Source organism: Pseudomonas weihenstephanensis (genome assembly GCF_016812185.1).
GTDB classification, from domain to species: Bacteria; Pseudomonadota; Gammaproteobacteria; order Pseudomonadales; family Pseudomonadaceae; genus Aquipseudomonas; species Aquipseudomonas weihenstephanensis.
The window spans coordinates 735190-752113 of the sequence record NZ_JAAEBV010000001.1 but is presented as its reverse complement, the minus strand read 5'-3'; the positions used below and the strand labels follow the sequence as shown (position 1 = coordinate 752113).

General features: G+C 56.8%; 16 protein-coding genes. 5 read left to right on the top strand and 11 right to left on the bottom strand.

The genetic code is table 11. From position 1 onward, the window contains the following. Positions 1-29: 29 nt before the first annotated feature. From GYN01_RS03225 to GYN01_RS03195, 7 genes are all read right to left on the bottom strand, one after another. Positions 30-3644, bottom strand: a complete 3615-nt coding sequence (locus tag GYN01_RS03225) for a transporter substrate-binding domain-containing protein (RefSeq protein WP_203306583.1) — start codon at positions 3642-3644, stop codon at positions 30-32. Between the two features lie 8 nt (positions 3645-3652). After that, positions 3653-4279 (bottom strand): response regulator transcription factor, encoded by a 627-nt coding sequence (locus GYN01_RS03220; protein ID WP_048365122.1) that lies wholly within the window; start codon positions 4277-4279, stop codon positions 3653-3655. A 371-nt stretch (positions 4280-4650) separates the two neighbouring features. After that, positions 4651-5982 (bottom strand): deoxyguanosinetriphosphate triphosphohydrolase, encoded by a 1332-nt coding sequence (locus GYN01_RS03215; RefSeq protein ID WP_048365123.1) that lies wholly within the window; start codon positions 5980-5982, stop codon positions 4651-4653. Between the two features lie 265 nt (positions 5983-6247). Then, positions 6248-6592 (bottom strand): hypothetical protein, encoded by a 345-nt coding sequence (locus GYN01_RS03210; RefSeq protein WP_048365124.1) that lies wholly within the window; start codon positions 6590-6592, stop codon positions 6248-6250. Beyond that, positions 6589-6963: a phage holin family protein gene (locus tag GYN01_RS03205; protein WP_048365125.1), complete on the bottom strand. Its 375-nt coding sequence runs from the start codon at positions 6961-6963 to the stop codon at positions 6589-6591. The genes GYN01_RS03210 and GYN01_RS03205 overlap by 4 nt, the downstream gene beginning before the upstream one ends. Before the next feature lies 1 nt (position 6964). After that, entirely contained in the window at positions 6965-7279 is a 315-nt protein-coding gene (locus GYN01_RS03200) for an ElaB/YgaM/YqjD family protein (RefSeq protein ID WP_048365126.1), read from the bottom strand. A 131-nt stretch (positions 7280-7410) separates the two neighbouring features. Continuing rightward, the gene (locus GYN01_RS03195) at positions 7411-9147 is read right to left on the bottom strand and encodes a cation:proton antiporter (RefSeq protein ID WP_048365127.1); all 1737 of its coding nucleotides are present in this window, start codon (positions 9145-9147) and stop codon (positions 7411-7413) included. 176 nt (positions 9148-9323) lie between these two features. On the opposite strand from GYN01_RS03195, the gene GYN01_RS03190 reads away from it, so the two are divergent. The 3 genes from GYN01_RS03190 to GYN01_RS03180 all read left to right on the top strand — a co-directional run bounded on the left by GYN01_RS03190 (position 9324) and on the right by GYN01_RS03180 (position 11708). Next, the gene (locus GYN01_RS03190) at positions 9324-10421 is read left to right on the top strand and encodes an acyltransferase family protein (protein ID WP_203306582.1); all 1098 of its coding nucleotides are present in this window, start codon (positions 9324-9326) and stop codon (positions 10419-10421) included. A 76-nt stretch (positions 10422-10497) separates the two neighbouring features. Further along, on the top strand, positions 10498-10734 hold the full coding sequence (locus tag GYN01_RS03185; RefSeq protein ID WP_048398725.1) for a glutaredoxin family protein: 237 nt from the start codon (positions 10498-10500) through the stop codon (positions 10732-10734). Between the two features lie 83 nt (positions 10735-10817). Beyond that, the gene (locus tag GYN01_RS03180) at positions 10818-11708 is read left to right on the top strand and encodes a pseudouridine synthase (protein WP_048398727.1); all 891 of its coding nucleotides are present in this window, start codon (positions 10818-10820) and stop codon (positions 11706-11708) included. A 62-nt stretch (positions 11709-11770) separates the two neighbouring features. Here the strand turns inward: GYN01_RS03180 and GYN01_RS03175 are convergent, their stop codons facing one another. Both GYN01_RS03175 and mobA read right to left on the bottom strand, forming a co-directional pair. Beyond that, entirely contained in the window at positions 11771-11992 is a 222-nt protein-coding gene (locus tag GYN01_RS03175) for a YgdI/YgdR family lipoprotein (protein ID WP_048365131.1), read from the bottom strand. Between the two features lie 94 nt (positions 11993-12086). After that, positions 12087-12665 carry a molybdenum cofactor guanylyltransferase MobA gene (gene mobA, locus GYN01_RS03170; protein WP_048365132.1) on the bottom strand — a complete coding sequence of 193 codons (579 nt, stop codon included), beginning with the start codon at positions 12663-12665 and terminating at the stop codon, positions 12087-12089. Positions 12666-12744: 79 nt separating this feature from the next. Here mobA and moaB point away from each other — a divergent pair, with 79 nt between their 5' ends. After that, positions 12745-13284, top strand: coding sequence for a molybdenum cofactor biosynthesis protein B (moaB, locus tag GYN01_RS03165; protein WP_203306581.1), 540 nt, complete (start codon positions 12745-12747; stop codon positions 13282-13284). Positions 13285-13306: 22 nt separating this feature from the next. After that, complete coding sequence (locus GYN01_RS03160; protein ID WP_203306580.1) at positions 13307-14494, top strand: molybdopterin molybdotransferase MoeA; 1188 nt, start codon at positions 13307-13309, stop codon at positions 14492-14494. 73 nt (positions 14495-14567) lie between these two features. Here GYN01_RS03160 and GYN01_RS03155 read toward each other — a convergent pair whose 3' ends face one another. Both GYN01_RS03155 and GYN01_RS03150 read right to left on the bottom strand, forming a co-directional pair. Continuing rightward, entirely contained in the window at positions 14568-15497 is a 930-nt protein-coding gene (locus GYN01_RS03155; RefSeq protein ID WP_203306579.1) for a glycosyltransferase family 2 protein, read from the bottom strand. Then, entirely contained in the window at positions 15494-16918 is a 1425-nt protein-coding gene (locus GYN01_RS03150) for a lipid II flippase MurJ (protein WP_203306578.1), read from the bottom strand. Before GYN01_RS03150 ends, GYN01_RS03155 begins: the two co-directional genes overlap by 4 nt. Positions 16919-16924 lie beyond the last annotated feature (6 nt).

Below are 16924 nucleotides of genomic sequence, written 5' to 3'. Positions count from 1 at the left end.
GCCTTTTTTTGTGCAGGGTGACGCCTGGGTTATTCGGCAAGCTTGGCCAGTTCATTGAGCAGCGTTTGCTCCAGTGACGCCATGGCATGCCTGACCTCATCACAGGCGTGTTGCAAGGTGTCGGGGCTGGCCGTTTCCAGCGCTTCACACCGCTCAATCAATTTCACGGCCCCGACAATACGTGCGGCGCCTTTAATTCTGTGGGCCAATTCAGTAAAGCCGTCCAGCCCTTCGTCTGCGCGCAGTATGCGCAGCGCCTCAAGGTCAGCGCGGTTGCTGTGTAACAGCTCTTGGAGCAATCGCTTGATCCTGATGGGGTCTGCACCTGACAGCGCATAAAGGCTTTCAACATTGAATGCGACTTCGGCGTAGACAGGCTTGAGTTCGTTCAGACGCTTGCAGAGCAATGTGAGGCTGATGGGCTTGAACATGCAGTCGTCCATGCCTGCCTGTTGGCAGTTGAGACGCTCCTCTGGTTGGGCGTTGGCGGTGAACCCCAGGATCGTGCACGGCACTCGCTGGTCAATGTGTTCGATATGTCGAATCGCGCGGGTCAAGTCATAGCCATTCATGACGGGCATATTGCAATCAGCAATGACCACGTCGAACCCCCCTTGCTTCCAGAGTTCAAGCCCGGCGGCCCCGTTTTGTGCCGTGGTGTACACATGGCCTAAAAAGCCCAATTGCTGACACATCAACAAGCGATTGGCCGGGTGATCGTCCACAACCAGGACATTGAGCGTCCGTGTGCTGTGGGTGATCTCCGGCTCTTTTGCGGTCTGACTCAGGCTGGGCGCCAGAGACGGTACTTTCAGGGTGACCTGAACCCGTGTGCCCACCGTAGGTTGGCTGCTCAGCGTCAGCGTGCCGCCCATCATTTCGCACAGGCTTTTACAAATCACCAGCCCGAGTCCTGCGCCCCCCAGGGCAAACTGGCCGCTGTTTTCTACCTGGGAAAAAGGTTCAAACAGGCGCGCCTGATCGCTGCTGCTGATACCAATGCCTGTGTCTTGCACGCTGAGCTGCACCTGAACCTGATCCGGGGCGTCTGTGGGGAGCAGGTTCAATGTCAGTGTTACATGACCGCGATCTGTGAATTTGATGGCATTGCTGATCAGATTGGTGAGGATTTGTTTAAAACGCAGAGGGTCGACCTGTACATCCGGGGCGTTATGCTCCGGAGTGAAAATCAGTGACAGGGTCAGATTTTTTTGCCGTGCCAAACCGTCGAACACCCGAATAACGGAGCTGGCCAATTCGCGTAAGTTGACGCGCTCAGCTGACAGGTTCAGCCGGCCCGACTCGATTCTGGCGATATCAAGAATATCGCCAATCAGCTCCAGCAAGTCTTTGGCAGAGTTGTACGCCACCTCAATTGAAGGTCGATCGAGCTGGCCTTTATCCGCTCGTTTCAACGTGAGTTCCAGCAAGCCTATAACCGCATTCATGGGGGTACGGATTTCATGGCTCATCGTCGCCAGGAACGTACTTTTGGCGCGGTTGGCCTCATCAGCCAGCTCTTTGGCGGAGCGCAGTTTGTCCATCAATTGACGGCGGTCACTGATGTCGATCCAGCCACCGATGATGCCTTGCACCTCACCCAGCGAATCCCTGTAAGGAAGAATCCAGTGGTAAATGGTCATGATCTGATCGCCGATGTGCAATTGGCGATCCATGATCAGTGGCGTGCCTTCGCGTATAACGCGCAGATAGTCAGCCTGAAAGTCCCGGGCTTCGTGTTCATTACTGATGGCACTGCGAGTTTGTATGACCGTTTTGCCGATGACTTCTTCGCGCTTGGCGCAAAAGGCTTCCAGATAACTGTCATTACAGGTTTGCAGAATGCCCTGGCGGTCTCGCACATAAATGGGGTGGGGTGTTTCATTGACCATGGCGCGCATAAATTCGAACTGATCGCTGAGGGCGCGCTCAGCCTGTTTTCGCTGCTGTATCTGGCGGCGCATGTAAGCGTTCCAGACCAATGACAGCAGCAGTAAAAGGGTGGTCCCGATGATGATCTGGTAAATCAAGCGATGATAATTACGCCAGTAGCTATCAGAGGCGGGCACATAACCGCGCCAGCGACTGTTGATAATGCCCAGCTCATCCGGGGCAATGCTGAGCAGTGCTTTGTCGAGAATCGAGCTTAGCTCGCTGGCATCGCGGGCCGTGGCCAGGGAAAAGGTGGCGGGCTGGGTGCCAATCGTCGCGCTGATTTGCAGGCGGTCCTGAAACAGTTGTGACGCCAGCAAGTAATTGGCAATGACCAGAGTATTGACGGCCCCTTGTACTTTGCCCTCCGACAACAATTGCGTCGCTTGATAGATATCGTCGGTTTCGACGAGCGTGATGTCTGGGAACGTTTTGCGAAGATAGCCGGTTAGCGGGTTACCCTGGGTCAACGCCAGGCGTTTGCCTGCCAGTTGTTCCAGGTTGGCAGGGTGCTGGATGCCTTTTGCAGTCAGCAGGACAAATGAGTTTTCGAGATAGGGACGACTGAAGTTGAGTTTGTTCTCGCGCGATACCGATGGGCTGATCACAGAAATAATGTCGGTCTCATGTCGCTGAATCATGTCGATCATGTGGCTCAGGCTGCGGGTACGCTGGATCTCGAACCGCAACCCGGTGCGCAGGCGAATCATTTCCAGCAGGTCTGCGGTAATGCCGCGAAAATTACCCTCGGCATCAAAAAAGCTCAGCGGCGCCAGCGTTTCGTTAACCACGACCTTGACCACGGCATGTTTAGCCAGCCAGCGCTGTTCACGTTCGGTCAGTTGGAGCTTTTGGTCAGTCAGCAATATGTCGCTGCCAGCGCTCCAGCGTTTGGCGATGTTTTGGCGCTCGTTGTTGGGGATGGCCTCAAGCGTGGAATTGAGGATATCCAGCAGGACGCGGTTATCACGACGAACAGCAAAGCTGAAGCCATAGGCTTCATGTTTGCTGAAATTCGCCATTTTAATGTTCTTCAAATAGCCCTTGTTGATCATGTAATGCGTGGAGAGCGTATCGCCCAGAAACACATCGGCCTGATCAAACGCCACCGCGTTTATCGCATTTTGGTACGAAGGGTATGACTGGATAATGGCCTTGGGATAAAGCCTTTTGACCTCATCGAGTGGCAGGTAGTGGTAAACCATGCTCAAACGCAAGCCTTCCAGGCCCTGGGTCAAGGAGCGGGTTTCTCCTTCGCGCGTAACAAGAACAGGCTGGTCAACGGCGTAGGGAATTGAAAGCAACAGGTTCTGATTGGCGGCTTCATAACCATTCGAGGTGCCGAGCAAATCAATGTTGCCTTGCTCCAGGGCCTGGATAACCTCGTCTCGTGTTGTAAAACGTTGAACGTTGATCGATACGTTGAGTGCCTGGGCCAGAAGGCCGATGTAGTCCGCGGTGAAACCTTCGTAATCCTGCCCGCTGGTAGTCATATCAAAAGGGGGATAGTCCGGAGAAGAAATGCCCACCCGCAATACGCGTTTTTCCTGTAGCCATTTGCGCTGTTTCTTATCGAGCGGGGCTTCCAGGTAAGAGATGCCCGAGCGGCTCAGCAATGGGTAGTTGTCACTGCCGGTGGCGTGAGCCAGCATGGACCAGCATAAAAGTAAGCCGGTGATCAGTGATAAAGGATGTAGTAACCGCGTGGGCATCGTGTTTCTCACACTAAAGAATTGCGTTTAGCCAGTTCGATAAGATCAACCAATGAGTTTGCTTTTAGTTTTTGCATGAGCCTTTTTTTGTAAGTGCTCACTGTTTTATTACTCAAAAACATTCCTTTGGCGATTTCTTTGTTTGTTTTACCTTGTGCGAAAAGCTGTAGAACCATGAGTTCGCGGTCATTCACTAATTTGAATAACTCGATTTCTGAACAGTCGCCATCCTCATGTCGCTCAGGAGTCAAGGCTTGGCTGGGGAAATAATTGTAGCCAGAGAATACGGCTTTTATTGCACTGACAAGTTCACTCAGTTCTTCTTGTTTGCACACATACCCCGCCGCACCGGATTGCATGCAGCGCATGGCAAACAGAGTAGGGGACTGGGCGGTCAGGACCAATGTTTTAAGGGTTGAATTCATGGCGTTGAAACGTGCGAGCACTTCCAGTCCGTCGAGTTTAGGGATGCTGATGTCGAGAATGATCAAATCGGGCACGCATTCACGCACCATTTGCATTGCGTCGACACCATTGTCGGTTTCGCCGACTATTTCATAACCTTCATGTTCTAACAACATACGAATTGCCAGTCGGATAACCGGATGGTCGTCAACTATAAAGACGGTGGTCATAATTAATTCCTGTTAAGCGCGGTATAGAAAGCGCGCACCATAGCTCAGTTATATGAGCGGGCACACGAACCCGCGGGCCTACAAACGTAGTATGGGAAAAATCCTACGTAAATTAAGGCGCAAGAGCACGATTTGTTAACGTTGTGAGTGGAAAGGTAATGAGGGGTGGAGTGTTTTTTTAGTGTTTTGTTTGTGCTGTTGAATGGGGTGTTTAGTTCGGGTTGGGAAAAGTACTACAAGCGCTTTTGCTGTTTGCTACTTGTGCTTGTTTAACGATGTTTAATTAAGAGTGTGTGTAGGCGTTTCTGAGAAGTAGTTGTAGGGCTAGCCTGTAGGATTCAGGCCAGCCCTGTTAGGGCCAAGACTCAAATTCAAGTCGGACTTGAGCGCCCGGTCATTTCCCTTGCCATCTCGGTGGCATAGCTGTCCGTCATGCCTGCAATGAAGTCGATGACGCGCATAAATGAACGGTGTAATGGCCAGTAGGGGTCAGGCGCGCTATTGCCCAGCAAATCGAGAATGCGTCGGCTTTTGAACGAAGGCGTGCGCCCGCCATGTTGCTCAAGTACAGCGCCGCAAAAGGCATTCAGGAGAATTTCCAGCGTGGTGTACGCGCCGATTTCGTGAAGGGTTTTGCGCTTGTCCTGGAAGATTTTTTTGCGGGCCATGTCTTTGGCATCCAGCACGCAACGTTTTGCCGGGCCGTGCATATGCTCGACCAGATCCCCGGGCAGCGTGCCGTTGAGCAGTGCCTGTTGTTGCTCGACAAAGGCGAGCGCAGCGGCATTGGTCAGATGTTCGATGGCTTTGCCACGCAGAATGGCCAACTTGCGTCGCTCGGAGTCTTGAGGGCCGAGCAAGCGATAGGTTTCTGGCAAGTCATCACCCACCAGCCCCAGCAGTAGGGATTCGACTTCGCGGTATCCCAGCAAGTCCATTTCCAGGCCGTCCTCAAGGTCAATGAGTGCATAGCAGATGTCGTCCGCAGCTTCCATCAGATACACCAGAGGATGGCGTGCCCAGCGTTCTTCTTCGAGTTGCGGCAAGCCCAGTTTGTGGGCGATCCCTTCGAGCAGATGCAGTTCACTCTGATAGCAACCGAACTTGTGCTTTTTGTAACCTTGCGAATCGGCATGACGCGCCGTCCAGGGGTATTTGAGGAAGGTACCCAAGGTGGCATGGGTCAGGCGGGTGCCGCCATCAAACTGATGATATTCCAGCTGTGTGAGCACCCTGAAACCTTGGGCATTGCCTTCAAAGCTCAGAAAGTCGGTGCGCTCGACATCACTCATATCATCGAGCCAGCCACGGTCTGCGGCCTGTTGAAACCAGTTACGGATGGCGTCTTCACCCGAGTGCCCGAAGGGCGGGTTGCCAATGTCATGGGCCAGGCAGGCCGACTGTACAACCATGCCCAAATCACCGGGGTCACACCAGTCGGGCAGGGCGCTGCGAAGCGTCTCACCTACACGCATGCCCAATGAACGGCCCACACAGCTGACTTCAAGGGAATGGGTCAGGCGGGTGTGGATATGGTCATTGCTATTGACGGGGTGAACTTGGGTTTTTCGGCCCAGACGGCGAAAAGCACCTGAAAAGATGATTCGGTCATGGTCTTTGTGAAAAGGGCTGCGTCCCAGTTCTTCAGGGCTGTGATGAGGTTTTCCGAGGCGTTCGCGGTTAAGTAGAGTTTGCCAATCCAAGGCGCAGTGCTCCGTCAGTGACTGTGCACGCAGCTTCTCGCGTCACGCGCGAGCGTGCAAGCCGGATCAGGTGGGGACTTGAGCCTGCGTTCACTGTCGAGTCACGAGGCCACGATCGAGCGCGAAGCGGCCGTAGACCCGGTGGCTAAGGTGTCTTTGACGCACCGGGTTCAATGGTTCTACGACGGCTACGCGCTCGAACGGAGCCTCGTGTCATTCGTCAACGGCTACACAGTCAGGTGCAACGGGTGATGCAATCATCGCCTCAAGGCTTGCGGGCGGAGCTCTGGATGACCAGTTTGATCAGTGGCAGCAGACCGGTCGTCAGCCCGATCAGGCGCGACATGCGACCGCTGCCTTTGGAACGTGCGCCTTTACCGGTCAAAAAGCCCAACAGGGTGACAGCGCCTACCCCCCACAACGGCGCGTGTTTGATCCCCAGACTTTCTTGCCAGTTGCTGGTCATCCCGCGCATTTTTTGCAAAGGCTGGAGCAACTGCTGGGTTTCATGGCGAATTTCCTGGCGATGCATTTCCATGCGCAAGCGAATCAATACTTTACGCATCTCGCGGCGTGACGCTTTTTGCGGCATTTCAGGCAGGCTGCTCATGGCAATAAACGCTCGCGGTCTTTGGCCAGCTCTTCGAGCGTGGCATTGAAAGGAGAGGATTCATCGAACACCGCTGCTTTAAGACGAAGGCCGCAGAAAATCGCCGCTAACGTATAAAACACACACAGGCCGATGATGCCGGTCAGGCGATAACTGTCCCAGACCAGAATCAGCACCAGCGCCGACAGCCCGATCAGCAATAACAGGCCAAACACCAAGGCCAGCCCGGCAAACAGTAACAGGCTGACAGTCCGTGCCTTCTGTTCTTGCAACTCGATGCCCAATAACTCGACATGGCTGTGCAGCAGGCCCAGAAACGCGGCACCCAGGCGCCGCGGTGAGGAACGAGGGGAGCCGGATTCTTCTGTCATATCAGCGCCGGGTAGCCAACAGGCCAATCAAAAAGCCGACGCCGGCGGCAATGCCAACCGACTGCCACGGGTTTGCCTGAACGTAGTCTTCAGTCGCCACGACGGCTGCCTGCCCACGCTGTTGCAGGGTCTCTTTGGTTTCATCCAGCGACTCGCGGGCCTTGAGCAGGCTCTCCTTGATTTGGGCACGCAGCTCATCGGCTTGATCACCCGCCAGGGACGCGGTGTGTTCCAGCAGTCTTTCGGTGTCTGCCACCAGTGCCTGGAAGTCAGCCATCAATATCTCTTGAGCATTCTTTGCTGTAGTGCGGGCCATGTGAATCTCCGTAAGCGGCTTGATGATGGTTCGAGTGTAGGCATTGATTGAAGGTTCACTGCATTTCTCTCACTTGCTGACGCAGGCGTTAGAGGCGTTGACCTTCAATCAGAGAAAAACCTTACCTTAAATTATTCATTTTCGCGGGTGAACCCCTGATTCTCGCGTGCATCAGGGTTTTCAATGCAGCCTTCCAGCAAGTGATAACGGTTATGCCGCACTTCATCCACTCGATGGCGCACGGTTTTTTCAGAAAGGCCAAGCAGAATCAAGGCGTGAGACGCCAGCATCAGGCTGGATTCCAGCAGTTCCGGTACCACTTCGGTCGCCCCGGCGGCCTTCAGTTCAGCCAATTGGCTGTCGTCACGGGTTCTGACCAGTACCGGCACATCAAGTGTGATCAGGCGAGCCTCTTTGAGCACGCACATGGCCACCTCAGTGTTGTCTACGGCGATGACCAGCAGGCGCGCCCGGTCAAGGCCGACAGCGCGCAACAGATCACCACGGCGGGCGTCGCCGTAATGCACGCAGCTGTCGACTTTGGCGGCTTCTTGAATGCGATCCGGGTCGTAGTCCAAAGCCACAAAATCATGATGCTCACTGCGCAAGAAACGGCCAATGGATTGACCCACCCGCCCATAACCGCACATCACCACGTGGCCGTGCAGTTCAGCGTTCTGCGCGGCGATTTCTTCAAGCTCGGCTTCTTCGTTGGACTTGCGGTGCAAGCTGGCGGCGATCTGCGGTGCAGCGCGCAGTAAAAGGGGCGTCAACAACATCGAGCAGAAGGTCGCGGCCAACAGGTAGCTGGCAATCTCGGGCGGGATCAACGAGTTGATTTGCATTTGTGCCATCAGTGCAAAACAGAACTCGCCTCCCTGCGCCAGGGCCAGACCACTGCGCCAGGCCGTTTCACCATCGCTGCCGCGCAACTTGACCAGCACAGCGACCACGCCCCCTTTGATCAAGAGCAAGGCCAAGGTCAGGCCCAGAATCAAAAAGCCGTCATGCACAAACAGTTGAAGGTCGATGAGCATGCCGATGCTGACGAAGAACAGCCCCAGCAAGATGTCGCGGAACGGGCGGATATCCGCTTCGATCTGATGGCGGTAATGGCTTTCACCCAGCAGCATGCCCGCCAAGAATGCGCCCAGTGCGGGCGACAAACCCAATAAATGGGTGAGCCATGCCGTGAGCAGCACGATGACCAGTGCCAGCAACACAAACAGTTCGGCGGAGCGCGAGGCGGCTACTTCGTGGAACAGGCGCGGTAACAGAAAGCGGCTGGCAAATAGCAAGCCGACAAACAGGATCACCGTTTTGCCCAAGGTGATGGGGAGTGCCCAGTACCAGGCTTGCTCGCTGCTGCCTGCAAACACAGGAACCAATGTCAGTAAAAGCACCGCCACCACGTCTTGGAACAGCAGTACGCCAATCGCGTTTTGGCCATGACGACTGAAAATTTCACCGAGGCTGGTCAGCTCTTTACTGACGATGGCCGTGGACGACAGCGCCAGCCCGGCGCCGAGTAAAAAGGCGGCATTGAGGCTCATGCCAAATGCGTACAGCAGGCTCCCCAACACCAGCGAGGTGCACAGTACTTGCAGGCTGCCCAGGCCAAAGACCACCCTGCGCAGCGCCAGCATTTTGGGCAGCGAAAACTCCAGCCCTAATGAAAACAGCAAAAACACCACCCCCAATTCAGCCAGGTCAGGCAGGTCCGGGCTGTCGTTGATCCAGTTCAGAGCGGTAGGCCCGACAAACAGCCCGACACACAAATAGCCCAGGACTGGAGGCAGCTTTAACCGCCTGAAAAAGGCGATCACCACCAGTGAGGAGGCGAGGATGATTAACAAATTGGCAAACACGCAGGTCTTCCTTGTCTGTTTGAATAAAAAAAGTCGCGAGCTTCCAGTAATTCAAAGGGGCTTGCGCTGACACACATCATGATTAAACGCCAACATTTCAAAATCACGGTCCTTCGCTATGCTCACAGCCAAGCTACTTAATTGGATGTTGGGCAAGCGTAGTCGTCAGGAGCGTTATGGAACGTCTGTATTCCCTGCAAGGCTTGAGAGGCGCTGCCGTTTTGGGAGTGGTGTTATTCCACATGGCGTCAGTTGAGGCGAAGTATTCGGGTGGTGATCTTTTATTGCCAGCGTTGGTCGAATTCTTCCAGCTGGGGGTTGATCTTTTTTTTGTGATCAGTGGCTTTGTCATGGTGATTGTGACCCGTGGCCGCTTTCAGAGCGCGGTGCAAACCCAGCGTTTTGCTTTTAATCGGCTGTCGCGCATTTACCCTAATTATTGGCTGTATTTTTTTATCACCCTGGGCGTCACTTTGGCGCTGCCGGGCGTGGTCAATACCTCGCATGGCAGCTCCAATCTCTTGATGTCGTTTTTATTGCTGCCCAATGATCGAGTGCTCCTGGTGATGGTGGCCTGGTCGCTGGTATTTGAGTTGTGGTTCTATCTGGTGTTTACGGGGTTGTTGTTATTCAAAGAAAAACACCTGCCGATATTGCTGGCGTTGTGGGCGTGCGGGCTGATTGCGTTCAACCTGTTGGCCAACTGGCAAGACTTCAATCCGGCTTTGAAAATCATGCTCCACCCTTACGCGCTGGAATTCATCATGGGCAGCGCTCTGGCACTGTTTTTTTACAGTAAGCACAGCGTCAAGGTGCCAACGCCCTGGGTCTGGGCAACCTTGATGGCTGCTTTGACCGTTGGGTTTGGGTTGATTTACGTATTCAAGCTGTTCTTCACCGAAGGCTTGCTGCGCATGTTGTCGGTGGGGGTTATTTTTGGCGCGCTGATTGGTTCGCTGGTCCTGCTGGAGCGGCGCAAGTTGATTCGTGTGCCGCAGTTTCTGATCTTCACAGGTGATATGTCTTACACGATTTACCTGTCGCACTTACTGGTGTTGGGCGTGATCGGGCATGTGTGGCAGCGTATCGGCGCATGGCCTGACAGCATTTGGGACAATCTGTTTTTTCTGCTGCTGATGATGAGTGCCGTGATCTGTTACGGGGCGTTGGCGTACCGTTTTTTCGAAAAGCCGGTGCTGGATTGGGCCACGGCGTATTGCAATCGCACCTTTGCGCTCAAACGTGCGGCTGGCCAACCCGACTCGGCCAAATGACAGGCGTACCTGGGCTGCGGGTCGACGTCCTAGGGCAACGCTCCTAGAATGGCGGCTATTTTTCAGGTCGTGAATTATGTACCCCGAATGTGAACTGCTGGGCACCCTTGGCTGCCACCTGTGCGAAGTCGCTGAAGCTGTGTTAATGCCGTTTGTCGAACGGGGCTTGTTGGTTGAGCTGGTCGATATCGCAGAGTGCGAGGGGCAAGTTCAAACCTATGCCCTGCGCATCCCGGTGTTGCGCCGGGTCGATACAGGCGCAGAGTTGGACTGGCCTTTTGAGGCTGAACAGGTGGTGAGCTTCCTCATATAGGCCGCGGGCTGCTCCTCAGACGGTTTCGTGAACAGGCTCGGTGGGCGATAATCCCCGGCTGCTTTTTACTGCCCGAGTTTTTTATGTCGACCCAGCGCTTTAACGCCGCCGAGCATCAAGCCAGCACCCTCTACCTGCCGCCCGGTAAGTGGCTGACAGTGCTTGATTGCTTGTGTGAACACTTTCAGGCGATCAGCCGTGAGCAGTGGCTTGATCGCCTGGCGCGCGGTCGTGTGCTGGATGCTGACGGCGCGCCGATCAGTGCGCAGCTGGCCTACAAGGAAGGCCTGCGTATTCACTATTTTCGTGAAGTGCCCAACGAAACGCCGATTCCGGTCCAAGAGACCATTCTCTATGCCGATGAACATTTGGTGGTGGCTGACAAACCACACTTTCTGCCAGTGACCCCGGCCGGTGAATACGTCGAGCAAACCCTGTTGCGCCGACTGATTCGTACGCTCGACAATCCGAATTTGGTGCCGTTGCACCGCATTGATCGACACACGGCGGGGTTGGTGTTGTTTTCCGCCAACCCGGCCACACGCTCCGCTTACCAGTTGCTGTTTCCGACACGCAAGATCGAAAAACGCTATGAAGCCATCGCGCCTGCCTTGCCTGAACTGGAGCTGCCGCGTGTACATAAAAGCCGTTTGGTAGACGGTGAACCGTTCTTTCGCATGCAGGAAGGGCCGGGCGACAGCAACACTGAAACCCTGGTCGATGTGAGTGAGAAAAACGGTGACCTGTGGCGTTATGCGCTGTACCCCGTCACCGGCAAAAAACATCAGCTGCGCGTGCACATGGCGGCGTTGGGGGCGGGGATCTGCAACGACCCGTTCTATCCGCAGGTGATCAAGGATGCCGTGGATGACTACGCCAAGCCCTTGAAGCTGCTGGCCAAGGCGTTGCGTTTTATCGATCCGGTTAGCGGTGAAGAACGTTACTTTGAAAGCCGCATCCGTCTGGCGTGGTAAGCGTCTGGCCCGCCAAAACAACAAAACCCGCACGGGGCGGGTTTTGTTTTAACGCATAAGCCTTACAGCTCTTTAACGGTGCGAATCTGGTCTTTGTTGATACGGGTTTCTTTGCCGTCCAATTGCTTGAACTGGTAGAAGCCCGAATCTTCATCGTACTTAGGCGTGTCAATTGCCTGGATTTCACGACCGTCGTTAAGAGTGATCACGGTTGGCGACGCACAGCCAGCAAGGGCGGCCAGGCCAGCAGTGAGCATGAGGGCGGCGAGAGTCCGATGAGTCATTGTGTTTCTCCAACAAATGAATGTACGTAATGGGTAGCTGTCCCTGAGACGTATACATCGTCTGCAAGTTCCCTGGCTAGTGGCGCAAGGATAGCTATTGGCTTAGTTCGAGTAAATCCGGGGTGTTGACGTTGAGCAGCCGGGGATCATTCTGCGCGCACACGCAAGCCTGTGCATTGAGCTCAAGCATGATGTTGCGCGGGCTGCGCTGACCGTTTTGCCACGCGGTGTCGAATGCGCCTTTGAGTGCGACGGGGATCACGCACAGCAGCGGTTCCCAGTGTTCGCCGTGGCGCACCATCACCGGTTGCTCGGGACGCAGGCGCGCCGTATCGAACAGGGCACGGATCAGATCGGTGTCGATGCGGGGCACATCGCACGGCAGCACTAGCAGGTGTGAGTGCCGAGCCACGGCCAGTCCTGCGCGGATACCGGCCAGCGGCCCGTCAAAATCATCGTTGCCATCATTGACCACCTGGTCCGCATAGGCGGCGTAGTGCGCGTGATTGCGGTTGCAAGAAATGATCAAGTCATCCGTCAATGGCCGCGCCACCCGCTGGGCATGGCTGATCAAGGGCTGGCCCTGCCAGCGCAATAACCCTTTGTCCTGCCCGCCCATACGCTGGCCCCGCCCGCCCGCCAGCAGCAAGATTGAACAGTGGAACTGGCTCATGAATTGACTCCGCGCAGTCAGGCAAAAGAAGGGCTGTGATATAACACCGGGCTGTTCTTCCTACAACTGGACCTCGTCTATGAAAGCCAAGGTTGATGCGCCTTTCGTCCCTTTAAACATCGCTGTGCTGACAGTGAGCGATACCCGCACACTTGAAACCGACACCTCGGGCCAAGTATTTGTCGACCGCCTGAGCGAGGCGGGCCATCAGTTGGCGGCACGGGTGTTGCTCAAGGATGACCTCTACAAAATCCGCGCCCAAGTCGCTCACTGGATTGCTGAGGATCAAGTGCAAGTGGTGTTGATCACCGGCGGCACCGGTTTTACTGGCCGCGACAGCACGCCTGAAGCCGTGGGTTGCCTGCTGGACAAACACGTTGATGGCTTTGGCGAATTGTTCCGTCATATCTCGCTCGTCGATATCGGCACCTCAACGGTTCAATCGCGCGCGCTGGCCGGGTTGGCCAATGGCACGCTGGTGTGCTGCCTGCCGGGTTCGACCAATGCCGTGCGCACGGGTTGGGACGGGATTTTGGCTGAGCAACTGGACTCGCGCCATCGCCCGTGTAACTTCGTGGCCCATTTGAAACAGGCAGCGGCCTGCCCACCCCGTGGGTAAGCCGGGCCGTACGGGCGAGCTGATGCCCGTTGAAGTGGCGCTGGCAAGGTTGCTGGCGCTGGCCGAAGCGGCGCCGATTCGCGACACCGAGGTGCTGGCATTGCCCTTGTGCGAGGGGCGTGTGCTGGCCCATGACCTGGTGTCGAGCCTTGACCTGCCGCCGTGGCCCAACAGTGCAATGGACGGGTATGCGCTGAACCTGACCGACTGGAGCGGTGAGCCTTTGAGCGTCAGCCAGCGCATCTTTGCCGGCCAGGCGCCTGAGGCTTTGGCCTGCGGCACGTGCGCGCGGATCTTTACCGGGGCACCCGTGCCTGCGGGCGCCAATTGCGTCGAGATGCAAGAGAACGCTCAGGTGCAGGCCGACGGACGGGTGCTGTTCACACAGGCACTGCGCGAAGGGCAAAACATTCGGCCACAAGGCCAGGAGACCACGGTCGGTGAAGTGGTTTTACCGGCGGGCACGCGTTTGGGACCGATTGAGCAAGGCTTGGCTGCGTCATTGGGCTGCGCCACGCTTGAGGTGATTCGCCGGGTCAAGGTGGCCGTATTGTCCACCGGGGATGAGTTGATCGAGCCGGGTCAGCCATTGGGGCCGGGGCAGATTTACAACAGCAACCGCGTGCTGCTGTGCAGTTGGTTGACCCGTCTGGGGTGCGAAGTGCTGGATGCAGGCATCTTGCCGGACGACTTGCCTGCGACCCGTCAGCGCCTGGCAGAACTGGGCGCGGTGGACCTGATTTTGTCTACCGGTGGGGTTTCGGTGGGCGAAGCCGACTTCCTGGGTATCGCCCTGCGCGAAGCGGGTGAGCTGGCGCTGTGGAAACTGGCAATCAAACCTGGCAAACCGCTGATCTGCGGGCATTTTCGCGGCGTACCGGTGATTGGGTTACCGGGTAATCCAGCGTCGACGTTGGTCACCTTTGCGCTGCTGGCGCGCCCTTATTTATTGCGCCGTCAGGGTGTGCAGGCGGTGGAGCCCCTCAAGTTTCAAGTGCCTGCCGGTTTTGTCTGGTCCAAACCCGGCAACCGCCGCGAATACCTGCGCGGGCGTCTGGAGCAAGGGCGAGCGGTGATCTACAAAAACCAGAGTTCGGGTGTACTGCGCAGTGCAGCATGGGCCGAAGGGCTGGTAGAGGTGCTGGAAGAAAGCACGCTGGTGGAAGGCGATGGGGTCGCCTTTATCCCGCTGAGCGAAGTGCTGGGCTGACCCGCGCACAAACGCACTTAGGCGCTGGCGAAGGCTGCGGTCTTTTGAATATTTAAGACTCGCAGCCGAGTGCTCACGCAAATGGCCCGTCCCAATAGCGTGGGTTCATGCTGAGTTTTTTCTTCCAGTGATGGGGCAGGCGATGTTCCTGTTGCCCCAGTTTGTAAGCGCCCAGTTTGACGGCGTTGCGCACCAGTGAAGCCGGCCAGCTCAGCAGCCTTTGCGGCCCCAAAAACGTCAGTTCGGATTTCACATAGCGTAATCCCTCACCCCCGGCACCGCCGAACGCTTGCCGTATCCACGGCTCACGTGCCTGAAACACCCCAATATCGAAGTAGCGCCGAAACTCTTCCTTGAGGGTGTAATTGTGCGAGTGGCGACAGCACGCCTGCCCCTCATACACCACGCTCCAGCCCGCCAGCAGCATTTTGGCGGTGACGTACATGTCTTCCGACAGGATTACGTGCTGCGCAAAGCCGCCGACAGCCAGCAGTGCCTCGCGTCGATAGGCCGCAAACGAATTGGACATGAACGCCGTTTTGAGTCCCAGTTGCGGCGCGTCGGCGAGGGTTTTGACGTGGGACGTGGGCGGGTAGTTGAACTGCCGCGCGTGTTGCGCCAAGGGCACGGCGTCCAGATGCGGCAGTTGCCGCCCGCAGACGGCCCCCACCTGAGGATCAGAAAACGGGCGCACAATTGCGGCCAGTGCATCCGGGTCTTCAAGGTAGGCGTCCTGGGTCATGAAGACGCACACATCGTAGCCGGGGTTGCGCTCAACCATCAGTTGCCGCGTGCCGCCGTGGTTGAAGTCTTTGCTGTCGATGCGCAACACGTTTTTGCAGCGCGACCCGGCCAGCTCGAACGTGCCATCACGCGAACTGGAATCGACGATAAAAGTGTCAAATTCAGCGCTCTGGCGCCCCAGCGAATCCAGCAGGCGCTCCAGTTCATGGCGCCCGTTATAGGTCGGGATGATGCAGGCCACCTTGAGGGGCGATGTCATTGAACCTCCGGTTTATCAGGGCGCCACGGGCGCAACCACATCGCCATCGCCAGCATCAGCAGCGCGCCGAAGGCCGTGCTCAGGCCCAATTGCAGCCAGATATTGTGCAGCGGGTGCAGCAGTAAGGCGGACAACAGCATCATGCCCAGCCCGAGTAACCAATGGCTGCGCCACGGTACGAGCGAAAACAATTGTTGGCGACGCATCAGCAGCAGGCCCGTAAGGATCACCCCGCCAACAGCGGCAAGTGCGATGCCGATCAACCCCAAAAAGTACGGCAGCACGGCCAGCAATAGGGCATTGAGCAAGCTGCCGATCAGCTCGCAGTTGAGCGGCATGCGCGTGTCCCCGGCGGCATAGGCATAACGCGCGAGCAGGGCATTCCAGGCGCCAAACATTAACGGGACCGAGAACCACGCCAGCAACGTGGGCAAGGGGCTGTCCGCCGCCTGGTTGGGCAGCAGCAAATGCACCAATGCGCCGGCTGCGCCAATCAGCCCGGCCACGGCGGGCACGGTCAGCAAGGTGGCGCTGGCCAGTCCTTTGCGCAGCAGCCCCAAGCGCTGTTCGCCCGCGCTGCCACTCATCAAACCGAGCAACACTTGGTTGAGACTCATCAGGGCAATCAGCGGCAGGTTGATCAGCTTGCGCGCCAGGTTGATCCAGGTCACAGAACCTTCGCCCAACAGTGACGCGACCATACGCTCCAGCAACGCCAGGCCCTGGCTTGCCAGATTGCTACTTAATAAAGGACCGATGCGTTGCAACAGTTCGCGGCTGGCGCCGGGCGCGGACTGGATGTGCCAAGGCTTCCAGCCGTCGCGGTACAGCGGCAACAACAGCACCGAGGGCATGAGCAGGCTGCCGAGCACGCAGGCGCAGGCCAGACCCTGGGCGGTGGCATCATGCTTGAGCAGCGCCAGGTAAAGCACCGGCGGCAGGTTGAACAGCAGCGACCCCAACCCGGCCAGCACAAACCTTGAACGGGCCTGTAAAGGAACACAGAACAGCCCGTGCAGCACGAACCCCGGCGCGCACCAGGCCAGAATCCGCAAGCTGTCACTCGCCAGCGCATAACCCTGGCTGTCGAGGCCGGGGCCGATCAGGCGTACCCACAGCAGTGAACCCAAACCCAAGAGGCCACTGAGCAGCAACCCGCACAGCAGCAAACGCGGGGCCAGCGCGCTGAGCCAGGCACGTTGCTCAGTGCGCGAGCGTTGTTGATACAGCGGCAGGGCGGCGGCACTCAGCAAGCCTGCGGCCAACGCCATGCGCAGCGCTTCGGGTAAAAACATGGCCACCAGAAACCCGTCGCTGCGCCCACCTGCGCCCCAGGCAGCGACCAGCAGCCACTCGCGTGCGAACCCCGCGGCAAGGCCTGTCAACGTTGCCAGGGTGAGCCACAAGGTGGGGCCGAACATGGCCCG